The sequence below is a fragment of the Deltaproteobacteria bacterium genome (assembly GCA_023382265.1).
Classification (GTDB): Bacteria; JAMCPX01; JAMCPX01; order JAMCPX01; family JAMCPX01; genus JAMCPX01.
This window is the reverse complement of the sequence record JAMCPX010000011.1, coordinates 45,935-60,244: the sequence shown is the minus strand read 5'-3', so window position 1 is coordinate 60,244 and position 14,310 is coordinate 45,935. Positions and strand designations below refer to the sequence as shown.

Genomic DNA, 14,310 nt, shown 5'->3' with positions numbered 1-14,310 from the left:
GCAGCATTAATTTAAGAGGCGTCATAATGTTATATAAAGACATGAATGGTTTCGATAAAAACCAGACTGTAGCTGAGTACAGCTTCAGGAGTACGAACTGGTCATAGATGAATGGCATAAATGCTTTGTTCAGCAGAAGATATGATACAAAGGATAAAACGGGAACAGCAATACCGGTACTAAATATAATAATTTGTTTGATAATGCCTTTAGGATTTTTAATTTTAAAATAAAAAACAATAAAAAGTACAACCGTTGCATAAACTCCCGCCGATTGCAGGAAGATGCCGGTTAGTCCTACAAAAAACCCCGACAGAAAAAAAAACATATTGTTATATGCCTCTTTTTCAGCTCTTTCAAAGGCGTTCATCAAAAGGATCATTGAAACAAATAAGGTAAAAGTTGTTGTCCAGTAATGACTGAAAAAAAACCATGTAGGCAGAGATACAACAAGATAAACGAGAGGCGGTACAATAGCATACCATTTTTTTATTATCATATTAGAGATATGATAAAGTAAGATAGTGTCAAGGATGTCCAGCACAATGAGGGCTTTGTTTGTAACAACAAGGCTGTAGCCAAATAACTTGTATATGATGGCGAGTAAAAAGAAGTTGCCCGGTGCGTAGATCACGGGAAAATCCCTATAAATCACCTGACCATGAAGAAGACGCCACGCCCCTGCCATTTCACCTTCATCATTGGCAATATTGGTAGCAAACAGATAATGGGTAAAATGAGATAGATATAAAAAGGAAACAAGAAAGACTATTAAATATGGTAAACCCCTTTTTATAAATCTCATCTTAACGGATAAAGAATCATAAGAATTTGCATTCGTCAATACAATATAAGCTGCATTATCATAATTATTAGTCCCACGGAATCTGTCCTCAAGAATACGGGGAGTGCCATCTGAACAGACTGTCCCCTTTTAAGACGCCCTCTTTATCCCATCAGGGGGAGGTTCATAATCGTATGCTTATAATCTATGTAAGAAATAAGATATCAATGCTCTTATATCTACAATTTTGAACATATTTATAAACCTTTTGGGCCTAAAATAAAATTTTATATATGCTTTCCTTTGAAGTTTCCTAAGCTGTTTTATGCTCAAGTACTCAAGTTCAAGTGCTCTGCCAAACTGCTTATTATAATCTCTCCAATCATGCGCAATAATCTTTAATTCACCCTTACCTTTTTTAATCATATCAACGAGTTCTGTTCCGGGAAATGGTGTGAGTATTGCAAATGATACCGCATCCGGATCAAGCTCAATTGCAAAATCAATAGTCCTGTTTATTGTTTCTTCAGTATCATAAGGAAGCCCTATAATAAGATTAGCGTATACATCAATACCCGCATCCTTTGTCCATTTTACGGCATTTTTTATATCAACAATCTTTAAGTCCTTTGTAGCATGATCCAGTATCCCCTGATCGCCGGATTCTACACCATAATAGATCACCCTGCACCCGGCACGCTTCATTTTTTTTAGCAACGCTTCATCTACGACATCGGCTCTTGTCTCGCATCCCCATTCTATCTTCTTATTAATACCTGTGCTGATCAATTCATCGCAGATAGCTTCTGTACGCTTCATATTGATTGTAAAAGTCTCGTCTGTAAATAATATCTGATTTATGTGGTACACTTCTATATCTCTTTTGATTTCATCTATTACAGATTGTAAACTTTTATATCTTACAATATTCCCCTGCGATCTGAAGCAAAACACACAATCATAAGGGCAGCCTCTTGATGTCATAACAGGCAGTTCCCTTAACTTGCGGATTAAAAATGTATAAAACGGTTTGTATAAACTTAAATTAAATTCATCAAAATCAGGCATGGGTAATGTATTTACATCTATATACGGTCTTTGAGGATTTACAATAATCTTGTTCCCTGTCCTATAAACGATTCCTTTTATGTCCTTGAGCATATCATTGTTACCGGATGATATTGCTTTAAGTAATTCCGACAGGGTTAATTCGCCTTCACCGGATACAAGATAGTCAAAGCTATCAAACTCTTTTAATGTTTGTTCCGGCAAAGCAGATGCGTGATAACCGCCTATTATCGTGATAATCTCTGATGACAAGCCCTTAACTTCTTTAGCGATTTCTGCTGCATCATAAATTTGATACGTTGAAGCAGTCAAACCAACTATATCAGGCTGTACTACGGCAATTTTATTTATAAGTGATGCTCTTGATAAGCCCTCTGCAAGTGCATCAATAACATTAACTTCATGGCCTTCGTTCTTTAAAATAGAAGCCATATAGGCAATTCCCAGATTTGGAATAAGATGAGGGCTATGTGATGATTTTTTCCCTACCGACAAAAAAGGTGGTATTATAAAAAGTATCTTCATAACGATAAAGTAAATAAGCCGCACATGTTAGTCAACGTTTTATATACAGAACTACACTGTCTATCAAAGGTATCAGATAGTAAATAAACTTTTACCATCTTTCCAAAATGGTAGAAAGATGTGACAAAATTATATTTAATTTATTCTTGGAGCCGGTCTCCACATAACAACTGCCTCATTTAAAAGGATAGATAAATCCATGAATAATGTCAAGGTATTGCTTAGCTTGGAAAAGACAGAAAAAATTTTTTCTTTTGCTTTACATGTAAAACGGAGGGTAATAAAAATAATGTACCTTCAAATACATTATTTAGGTTAGTTTACAAAGATTTGTACACGGTTCTGAATTTTACCAGTTTCTTAAAATAATATATTGAATCCGGTATAATTTTGACGGTTGATCTTTTCGTACTGCTCCTTGCATAAACACATGGTATCTCTTTAATTTTATAACCTTTTTTATACATCCTGGCGCATATCTCCGTATCCCAGAACCAGTGATGATCCTCCATACTATCCAAAATAAGCATGAGTTTTTGCCTGCTAAAGAACTTAATGCCGGCCTCTGTATCATGCAAAGGTAGATTTATCAATGTACGCATGAACATATTATATCCCCTGCCCGTAAAGAACCTTGGAATTGAATGCATGCTAAAACGTGATACCCGTTCACCAATGGCGGCATCATACCCCCGTTCAATAGCATGATAAAATGAATAGATATAAACCGGGTCTATCTCAAGATCTGCATCTATGTAGCCGGCTACTTCACCCTCTGCTGACTTAAGACCATCCGTAACAGCCTTTCCTCTGCCTGTATTTATGTTATGAAGGATTTTATTTAATCTCATACCACGGTGACTTTTGAAAATATTATCTATTACTTCTATGGTATTATCTGTACTTTTGTCATCAACAAATATAATCTCATAAATCAAATTTGAGTATGAGAGTATACCTTTTAATCTGTCAAAACTTTTCTCGAGATGTGATGCCTCATTATAACATGCAAGAACGATGCTTAGCTGCGGTTTATCCATTGCATAACCGCCTTACTGCATTTATCACCCTATTTACATCCTGATCGGTCATACCCGATGTAAGAGGCAGCGATAGTGTTTGATTTGAGATCTTTAAAGCATGAGGGAAATCATAGGCACTATAGCCGTATTTCTTCTTGTAATAGGAATGAAGATGCAATGATATAAAATGGATACCCGTTCCAATGCCGTAGTTATTAAGTTTATGAATAAATGTTTTCCTGTCTATGCCGGTTCTCTTTTTGTCGATCATGATTGTGTAAAGATGCATAGCATGTAAATGATCAATATCACCTGCATCGGGTAGACCTATGGGAAGTGTTTTAAATGCCGTATCGTATTGTTCCCATATATATCTCCTGCGTGCAGTCCTTTCCGAATAAGTGTGAATCTGGGAAAGTGCAATTGCAGAAAGCACGTCGGGTATCTCAAAATTGTAACCAGGCAAGACTGTATCATACGGGATACCGCTCTCAGTTTTTTTAAACCTTTCCCATGATGTTTTTGTTATTCCGTAGGATCTCAACAATCTCAATTTATCAGCAAGCCCTTTATTGTTCGTTGTTATAACTCCACCCTCAGCAGAAGTTATGTTTTTTGTTGCATACAAACTGAATACCGCCGCATTCCCAATATTACCTATACTCTTACTTTTGTATTTAGCACCAAGTGCATGAGCCGCATCCTCAATAACAAAAAGTTTGTGTTTTCCCGCTATATCCACAATGCTATCCATATCACACGGCCTTCCGTATAAATGTATAGGTATTATAGCCTTTGTTCTTTTTGTTATGGCCTTTCCTATTTTTGAGGCATCAATATTACCATTGTCATCAACATCCACAAACTTTACATCAGCTCCTGTGTGTATAATTTCATTGGCAGTTGCCGGGAACGTCATTGGTGATGTAATAACCTCATCGCCCTTTGAAATACCGGATGTTATCATCGATATAAACAAACCCACAGAGCCGCTTGATACCGCAACAGCGTATTTCGCCCTTGTTAATTGTAAAAAAGCCTTTTCAAGAAGCTTTGTCATAAAGCCCATACCTATCCAACCGCTTTTTAAAGCAGCTACCACAGTATCAATGTCTTCTTTTCTGATATCTGGTTTTCCAAAAATAATTTTATTCATCATTTGAAATTCCCTTAAGTTTTTTTCTTGTTTTTTAACGGCATATCATTATATTCAGGATGCGATACTTTCACGGCTGATGGATATGCATTAATTGCACTTTTATCATCGTGCGATTTGAGGTAAACGATATACAACAATAGTACAGCAAGAATACCTATTATTGAAATCACAAACCCGATAACAAAGCTCAGCGGCATGTAATCCAACTCAATCCAGTGTATGCCTTCGGGAACAAATACCCCCTGAAATGCATAATCAGTCCTTATGACCTTTGACTTCCTGCCGTCGATACGAACATGCCATCCTGGAAAATAGGTATTGCTTATTACAAGCAGCCCGGGCAAAGTTGTAACAACATGCAGCTTTATATGATTTGGAGAGTACTTTTCAAAAGAAACACTACTGCTTGATGTTGTTACCGTATTTACCGGCATAAATGATGCATACCTTGCATCTTCCTTAAATATGACTGCCGTCTCGCTTAATTGTGATGCATACCAGCTTACAAGATCAAACGCTTTGTTATGCGTATCCGCAATCTTATAATTATAGACCATAAATGCCCTTCTCAATGTATCCGGATTTTTGTAAAGCGTAAAACCGTTGGCAGAAAGAACAGGTTGAAACTTATTTACAGGCATATCAATGTCAAAAGAATATCTGTTTATATAAAGCGAGATATTATTATAAGATACGATCGCTGGTTCTAAAGTCTGCACCTGGGAAGCTGATACAGCAGCATTAATAGCTGTATGCCGCGGCAATATAATGTATTTGACATTCAAAAAGTTTGTTATGCGCGGCTCTGTTAAGAGGTTTAATACAAATTTATCATACCATCTTACACCCATTGTATCATAGTTTCGAAGGTCCTCTATGTTATAAAAGGTATTCAGATCGGGATCATAAGCCTTTATACCACTTTTCATTACAGGAAAGACACGGAAAGGGGGGTTATCACCTTTTATTTTGTTTATAATAGCATTGGTCGGGAAAAAGTAATCAGGGTTCAGAGGTGGTGAAAGAACAACTATCAATAAAACGGCCTGAAATAAAAACACCATTATACCAAGCAATACTGCTACAACATTTTTATTCTTTATCTTCATTGTAAAAAGGACAGCAATGCCCACAAATATGGCTATACATACGGGAGCAATGTTAAGCCTATAATACCTCCCGGACATCAAGAATAAAACAAGGATTATGAATACAGTTAAGTATACGGCAATGTTGATTGTTTTTGGTTTATATTTCCCGTTTAAAAAGGCACCCAGATACTTCGCCCCGATAAATATAAGGAAATAGCCTGAAAATATTAACAGATAGCTCTTTCTGGCAACATCAAAGCCTAATATATCGGCAAAAATATTGTGTATCAAAGGGATATTGAATGGTATAATCATTGTCACAATAAATAACGCGGTGTATGTTTTAATAATCCGTTCTCTAAAAAGATTTACTATCCCGGCAAGACCAAAAAGGAAAAACACCATACCAATATAATTCACCACCCGAGTATGCATCCAGTGAAAAGAAGATGCGTTTATAGTGATAATATTCATACCGAAGAAATCGCTTATCGCAGCCAAAAACGATGAAAGGGGATAAAATGATATGCCCTTGATTGAGGTTCTGTAAGAAAATACCGTGTTTGTATGTAAATACTCAATAAACGGCAATAGCTGAATTGCTGATATGAGAATGCCTATAAATATAAATAAGCATGCTTTCCCTATAATGAGATATCCCTGTTTATCAAATCCATATTCGGTAAATACCCTTATTAGGAAATACACAGCAAGAACAAATGTCATAAAAAATAATATTTCTGGCTGGCCTGCAAATACGGCGGTAACGAATGCCGTCATCAATAAAACATATCCCATAAATCTATCAGGATGTTTTATTACGAACTCTATTGCCCATAGCCCGAGAAAGAAACAGAATGCCGCACCGGTATCCTGGAATTGGAACATATACATATAGCCGGAATACATACACGCCATAGATGCAACAAGAGCAGCACGGTAATCTACACCTATTTCCGATAAATAAAGGTACGCAAACAAACTAACAAGGAAAAACTTAAAAAAGTATAAGAGCAGCAATCCCCATTTCCAGTCAAACAGATATACGAACATATTAAGGGGATAAAAAAATGCCGACTGAATATTTGCTATATGAGGCGCACCGCAGCCGTTATCGGGGTTCCATAGCGGCAGCGAGAAATTTCTCAAAGATTCCCTGTCAAAATGAAACCACGGCAGAAACTGATTGACGGTATCAAATGGTTCTGCCGGGAATGAAGGTACGCCTTTTACTGAAAAGAATGGATTGAAATCATGTACATTAGATATAAGAATTATTTTATTTGTAAAGATTGAGTGTGAAAAGACGATAATAAATGTAAGTGCAAAAAAAGAACATGCTAAAAGAAGCTTATATTTATCTTTCATCCATGATGTCCTTATCGAATAGAAATGCAAGGCTTACCAATAGCATAGAAGGCGTGATCTGTATCATCAACCTTTGCACAGTAAAACCAAGCTCCGAGGATAATGGATTCGGCTGTAGATAAAGTGCAATTATGTACGCAGCGAACTGAAGAAAGAATACAGTGTATACGGATAAAATAAGCCCGATTCGTTTTCTGTAGATCGTGTAGATTAATGAGATTATAACAATAATCAGGAACGGCTCGTTCAGTATCATTTCTTTCCCAAATGACTCTGTAATCTTGTATAACCTGAAGGAATTGACAGTCAAATTATTATTAAGGCCATACCTGATCCAATCTACAGGAAAATGGTATATATGAATAAATACACGCCACGGTAATATGAAGACCATGCCAGGGACTAAAAAACATATTGTCCGTTTTAATGATGTAAAGACAGTTTGCCTGAGATAATACTTCGTAACTACAAATATGCATATCGCCATACTTGCAAGATATGCAATCCCTTCATACTTTATCCATGCACCGATACCAATGGATAATCCGGCCAATATTAGATAGTGTACATCTCCTTTTTTTATAAAAAGATAGTAAAATGAGGTACCGATAAGCAGGTACAGTGCAAGCGGAACGTCAACGCCCGAATAAGTCAAACCGAGGAGTCTCCGGAGTGTAAAAATTGCAAGGGCTGATAATAACGCGGCATATTCCGGCATTATTGATTTTAAATAACCGTACATAAATATACATATAAAAAGAGGATACATCAAGAGAACAATCTTCGCCGTATCGGGATCAACATGGCCGAGTAATTTATATAGATAAGCGATCTGAAGCGGTATGTGCAATGGGTAATCCGGATGAGAAAATAAATATTGCGGCACGGTTAGAGAAATTGAACTTACTCTATTTTCAAGAAAGAACATCTTTGCCTTGAAAAGGTAAATAAATCTTGGGTCCCAGCCGAGCGGCATTACCTTATAGGAAATAATAAGCATCACAATAATCAATACAAATACGGGGATGATATAAATATAGCCGGTTATATTTTTGGCGGATTTTTCCGGTTTCGGGTCTGTTTTTCTCCTGATTAAGTATACAATGGCTATACCAAGAATAAAAATAATCAAGCCATCGAAATTCCCCGCTGTTATCCCCGATATAAACATGAGCAGTGTTAATATGCCGCTTCCCATTGCATAATCAATCAACAATCGTATCATTTTGCCTTTTGAATATTTTCTTAAATCTATGATTGAAAGCACGAGAAACCCTATAAGCCAGCTTATAAAGATATCAAACAAGAGGGTAACGCATGGAATCATCGCAGCTTTCATTCGTTTTCCTTAATAATAAGTGACTTCATAGTTTTTTTTATTTTGTTAATGTCAAAATGTTCACCGGCCTGAGGTATATAAACAGTGTCCTTATCGCGTAATAATGGATTATAAACGATGTCCTTAGTCTGTATATATCTTATAAGGTTTACATGGATTATCTTGTTATGCCTTAGTATAAGAACCCTGCTTAAATCCGAGTTAGTCAATCGGAATTTAATTTTACTAAAGACATCTATTAATCGTGCCCCTTTATTCAGGGTAAAACTTCCGGTATGCTTCATAGCAACAAGCAAATATATCTTAACAACCTGCATTACGGTGGTTAATTCAGGGCTCTTGCCTATAGAGCGTTTTTCGCACTTATAAAGTAGCCATTTATCTGAGGCTTGTTTTATCAATTTGCATACATTTTTTAATGTCATGTCATATGGCAGCAAAACATAATCGAATTGCTGTACGAATTTTATATCCGGCATTCTTGTAAATACATCAACAGGTAAAGGCATAAGTTTATACTGCATTTCCGCATTAAATGTAAAAAAAGAAATATAAGATATGCCGGTTTCCATGCTCGAATTGGTCTGTAAAGGGGAAGTCGATTTATAAAGTACCAATACGCTTGCACGTTCTATATCCGCATTTTTGATAATGGAGGCTGCATCATCAGCATATTTTATAGCCCCGCCCATTGCACTTGATACTGCTAAATCCGGTCTTGATTTTTTATTGACATCGATATCGTTTATATCAAAAAAAACATATATCAGGGAGGATACAAATAAAATGGCAATAACCAGCTTCTGCAATTTATTCATTTTTACCGTTCATATTTTGCTTTTAGCAAAACCTATTTCCCTCTCGTATTTTTCTTCGCCTTCTTGAGATTAAAATATTGCTTCCTTAAAAATTGTATCGTCCCTATCCTTTCGGAACTGCTCATGCATAGACATTAATCCCCTCAAACTTCTCAGCGGGTTGAAGTGAATTTGCTTTATGAAACCAAATCCTTTTCACGCTATATACCCTCGTTAAAAGGACAGAATAATTTTCGGTAGAGTGTCCTTCTAATGATAAATTTATAATATACTTTTGATAAAAGCAATATTTTGAATGAACATTGCTATTACAGGAGAAGGCATAGGGATGGTAAAATACTTACTTAATCCCTAAAATGCATTCAAAAATAAGCGGACATGAAGGACTTTATAAATGACAGAATAGGATATTATATGTTTTGTGGACTACCACCGCAAAAGGCCGTGGATTCTGAGGCACGCTCACACGATGTTATTTAGATAAATCCCGTGATTTTTTGATAATTTGTGCCTTATCAATAACTTCACCTGTCTCCGGCAGGTATATAATATCACCGTTTTCTAACAATGGATTATCACCATTATTATGCGTCTGTATATATCTTAAAAAATCTATCCTCATTATTTGATTACCCCGTATCATGATCACATTTTTCAGATCAGCAGTTGGGGAAAGCTCCCTGCCGATCGCATCCATAAGTCTTGCACCCTTATTAAAAAAAATGCGTCCGGGTTTTTGTATGGTCCCGAGAAGTGTTATGTTCAGTGCCCCCGGGAATACCTTCTCCTGCCGTATACTCTGAGGAATGTAAATCTTATCACCTTTTTCTATCACAGGATTATATTCGTTGTTATGAGTTTGAAAATAATTAAGGAAATTTATATCAATGTTCTCCCCTCCTCTTTTTATAATGACATCACCCAGATCGGATGTAGTTAATGGACCACCTGCAAGCATCATCACATCGGTCAACCTGCCCCCTTGGTTGAGGAAATACCGCCCCGGCTTGTAAACGGCACCGGTAATGGATACTGAGAAGACCTCTGATGAAATCGATGTAATGCCATTGGTTGTTATACTGATCTCATCTGATGGTATCCCGTACTCGCGGGCAAGTATATCCTTAAGATCATACAAGGGCATACCAGATACGTTTATCCTTTTATTATGCGGCGATGTGATATTTCCATGCATGCCTACAGTAAATTGCCTGTACGAAGCATGTTTTTTGCTCACACCGTTAGCGGCAGTCACGGTAAGCACATCGCCGGCTTTTAAAAGCTTTAGTTTCCATAGATCAAAAAGACCCACATGGACCACCGGCTCATAGTTATCCCATATAAACTTCTCGATCATATTAGGCTTATACCCCACTCCGTTCCTTTGCGCCCAGATGATTATGAATCTGTAAGACCATTGATAAGTAATAATGTATTTTATTTTTAAACGTTCTAATTGATCAACGACATCTTTAAAAAGGCCTGACAAGCCACTCGCGATTTGTCCAAAACTTACTATTATATCATACTTCGTTGTATTTCTTAAGTTTAGCAGCGTATACAATGTGGATGCAAGAGGATAAGCAAACACCTCTCTATCGTTACCCAATATTCTCTCCGACTCATTATTAAATTTGATAAGGTCTTTTGCACCATCTTCATCGTATGTCCAGTAAGAAGTATTGTTAAGAGTAAAATGAAACACCCTTGTTCTTATGTTTGATATGTCTTTGTAGATAATCATAATGCTTATTGCAGCAATAAGCATAAATGCACCATGTATAAACAAATCTGCAAGTTTATACACCGACATGGAATAATGATTCTTTATATATCCGGTAAATAAAAACACACAGTAAATAATGAACGTAAAACTCAAGCCCGATGTCGCACGGCCCGGGTCTATTACACTATTGCTTATAGTTAACCAGTGCCACGTATAAAGAAAAAATATTATATTGCCTGCAAATAAAACAACCTCTTTATTTGACGCATTTTTTTTTAAGATCAGGAAACCAATACTCCCAATAAAAGAAACAACAATCATTAACTTTACAGGTGTTATTACGTTATAGAAAGATATTAACGGTTTTGAGTAAAATAAGGTATTGGGGGGATAGAGCTTCAAGAGAATAATCTGGCTATGTATGAACGGCATGAAGGCATTATTCAACAAAAGATATAATACAAAAGCCAAAACTGGTATAGCAATGCCGATACCGAACACAGCGATTCGTTTAACGATACCTTCATGCCTTCTCGTCCTGAGATAAAGGACAATCAGTAGTACAACCGTCGTATATATGCCCGCTGATTGCAAAAAGATGCCGGTTAGTCCAACAAAAAAACCAGATAAAAAAAGGTATGTAATAGTTGATTTATCCGATGCAGTCAGTCTTTCCATATAAACTGTAAGTAATATAAGAGCTGTTAGAAACGTGACCGATGTTGTCCAATAATGACTGAAGATAAACCAACTTGGGAAGCCTATAATAAGAAATAGTAACGGAGGTATAATAGCGTACCAGCGTTTTAACATCATGTATGAGATTTGAAAGAGCAGGATATTACAAATAACATCAAGAACAATTACGGCTTTATTTGTAACAATAAGACTATAGCCGAACAATTTATATATAAGTGCGAGTAAGAAAAAATTCCCGGGCGCAAAAAATTCAAAAAAGTCTCTGTAGATCACCTGCCCCTGCACAATACGCCATGCTCCCGACATTACTCCTTCATCGTTTGCTACATCGGTAGCAAAAAGAAAATGGGTGAAATGAGATAGATATAGAATGGAAACGATAGAGACTATAAAATATAAAGATAAAGTTTTAATCAGTTTTAGTTCTTTGGATTTAAAAACATTAACTATTTTATTATTCATACTAAAGCCTTTTTTAAAGTGAATCCTCTGGAGCAGAGGATATGATAAGATAAGATTATATTTAATTTATCCATGGGGATGGTATTCATATAACGATTGTCGCCTTTTATAGGATATATAAAACTATGTATAATGTCAACCACGGAATACATCTAAAAAAAAAGGGTGTGCTCGAAGCAGACTCTATATAAAGAAAATACGCCCTATTGACATCTACTGTAAAACTTGTATATTAAAATCAGAAGGAGGACAGATATGTGGCGTCCGGCTCCAAGAATGAATATATAATCTTTTTATTACTATTCTCCTATGATGTACAGAAAACCTTAACTGCATCTTTAGGAAAGTGGTATTATATTTGCTGACGTAAACAAACTTCCTTTTCCGGATTAGGTATTGAATTATATGCATTATTATCTACCCTTCTGATAGTGAATAAGGTTTACAGTAAGAATTTTGAGTGACTTCAGAGAAAACCATACGGAAGATTTTATACCAAGACGGAAAATTTTACAGATATGTTTAAAATTGTGAATTTGAGAATAAAAATCTCTTATTACTACCACAAATAAATTATAAGATAGAATTTTTCTTGAACTACTGTCAATTTTACCATAAACGAAATTAGAATAGAAAATAAATTTAAAATATTTAAAAAAAATGAATATAAATAACGTATTACCGGATAAGGATAACGAGGACATTGATTGTCTTCTGATACATACCCCGAAGTTTAATCATTATATGCACCCGTTTAATAAGGTGCAATTCGTCAATCTCATGCCTATGGGTCTTTTATTCATGGCGGATTTTTTGGATAGTCATGGATTTAATGTTAAAGTCCTGCACCTTGGTATTGAAAAGTTATTTACTCAAAATTTCTCTTTAAGAGAATATCTCCTTTTTACAAAACCGAAAGTGGTCGGCATTACGCTTCATTGGCATCATCAATCTTTTGACGCTATAGAAGTTGCAAGAGAGATAAAAGAGGTTTTACCGGACACATTTATAGTTGTCGGCGGCTTGACTGCAAGTTTTTTTAAAAATGAGATACTGGAAAACTTCAAATTCATTGATGGAATCATATCAGGGGATGGTGAGATACCTCTTCTTAAGATTATGAAGTACATTGTTAGAAGAGAAGCTGATATATCCTCCATTCCCAACCTTGTATGGCGGAACGGGGACAGCATCGCACAGAATAAATACAATTATGTAACAACAAAAGAGATATTGGACGGGACTTCTTTTAGCAACTATGCATTACTGAACAACTATAATTTCTATCCGCGGTTATTTTTTTTTAATTTCAACACCAATCCGGCGCTTAACAATATCATTTATAAAAGTTCTTTAGTAGCATCCATGTATCTTCCAATCGGTAAAGGATGCGCAGCCAATTGCAGCTTCTGTGGAGGAGGGTATAATGCAAATGAACTTTTAAACGGTAAAGCTCGTATTACATTAAGATCGCCGGATAAAATAATAGAAAACATCATGGACGGGATACAATGGGGTTTTAAAAATTTCAATACCGATTTTGATCTGCCGGACCAAAATTCAAATTCATATTTTTTAGATCTTTTTAAAGCTATTAGAGATAATAGGCTAAAGATAGTATATAACTTCAACTCATACGCACTGCCATCCATTGATTTCATAGACGCATTTAGTACTACCTTTTCTAAAGACTCTCAAATAATAATCTCACCGGAGAGCGGTTCTGAGCAACTCAGAAAGATACACAAAGGCTACTTCTATACCAACAATGAACTTATACAAACCTTAAAATATATGGAGAGAAAAGGAGTAAATGCGGGCATTTATTTTTCCGGTGGATTGCCGCTGGAAACAGAGAAAGACCTTGGAGAGACAATAGCATTACAGAGGTATTTAACAAAGTATAAAAATATTAAACAGCTTATTACCTATCCGATAGAGTTGGATCCAGCGTCACCAATGTTTTTGAATCCTGAAAAATTCAATATAATTTTAACAAGAAAGACTTTCATTGATTATTATATGGATCATTCAAAGCTATTGTTCAGCAGAGGATATTATATAGACGGTTCATCGGAGAAAAAAATGATGAAGATACAATGTAAAAACTATTGTTTTTTAAATCCAGTTTTTGGAAAATATGTTTGTTATGCATCCCACATCATCACCAAACCCAAACGTAACTTTTTTATGAGTTACGTTGGAGCTCTTTTTTCTTTTATTCTGAAAAAGCTGTTTAAATAAACGAC

General features: G+C 35.8%; 9 protein-coding genes. 1 reads left to right on the top strand and 8 read right to left on the bottom strand.

Annotated elements, in window-relative coordinates; translation table 11 throughout:
• The 8 genes from M1381_02530 to M1381_02495 form a co-directional block, all read right to left on the bottom strand.
• The coding region (locus M1381_02530) for a hypothetical protein (protein MCL4477965.1) at positions 1–805 on the bottom strand (805 nt) is incomplete at its 3' end.
• 177 nt (positions 806–982) lie between these two features.
• On the bottom strand, positions 983–2,377 hold the full coding sequence (locus tag M1381_02525; GenBank protein MCL4477964.1) for a B12-binding domain-containing radical SAM protein: 1,395 nt from the start codon (positions 2,375–2,377) through the stop codon (positions 983–985).
• A gap of 320 nt (positions 2,378–2,697) precedes the next feature.
• A complete protein-coding gene (locus M1381_02520; protein MCL4477963.1) occupies positions 2,698–3,417 on the bottom strand; it encodes a glycosyltransferase family 2 protein in 720 nt (239 codons plus the stop codon).
• Positions 3,410–4,558 (bottom strand): DegT/DnrJ/EryC1/StrS family aminotransferase, encoded by a 1,149-nt coding sequence (locus tag M1381_02515; protein MCL4477962.1) that lies wholly within the window; start codon positions 4,556–4,558, stop codon positions 3,410–3,412. Before M1381_02515 ends, M1381_02520 begins: the two co-directional genes overlap by 8 nt.
• A gap of 11 nt (positions 4,559–4,569) precedes the next feature.
• Entirely contained in the window at positions 4,570–7,017 is a 2,448-nt protein-coding gene (locus M1381_02510; protein MCL4477961.1) for a YfhO family protein, read from the bottom strand.
• Positions 7,007–8,356 (bottom strand): glycosyltransferase family 39 protein, encoded by a 1,350-nt coding sequence (locus tag M1381_02505; protein MCL4477960.1) that lies wholly within the window; start codon positions 8,354–8,356, stop codon positions 7,007–7,009. The genes M1381_02510 and M1381_02505 overlap by 11 nt, the downstream gene beginning before the upstream one ends.
• Positions 8,353–9,174: a hypothetical protein gene (locus tag M1381_02500; protein MCL4477959.1), complete on the bottom strand. Its 822-nt coding sequence runs from the start codon at positions 9,172–9,174 to the stop codon at positions 8,353–8,355. The genes M1381_02505 and M1381_02500 overlap by 4 nt, the downstream gene beginning before the upstream one ends.
• A 472-nt stretch (positions 9,175–9,646) precedes the next feature.
• A complete protein-coding gene (locus M1381_02495) occupies positions 9,647–12,061 on the bottom strand; it encodes an SLBB domain-containing protein (GenBank protein ID MCL4477958.1) in 2,415 nt (804 codons plus the stop codon).
• Between the two features lie 660 nt (positions 12,062–12,721).
• On the opposite strand from M1381_02495, the gene M1381_02490 reads away from it, so the two are divergent.
• The gene (locus M1381_02490; GenBank protein MCL4477957.1) at positions 12,722–14,305 is read left to right on the top strand and encodes a cobalamin-dependent protein; all 1,584 of its coding nucleotides are present in this window, start codon (positions 12,722–12,724) and stop codon (positions 14,303–14,305) included.
• The last annotated feature ends 5 nt before the right edge of the window (positions 14,306–14,310 follow it).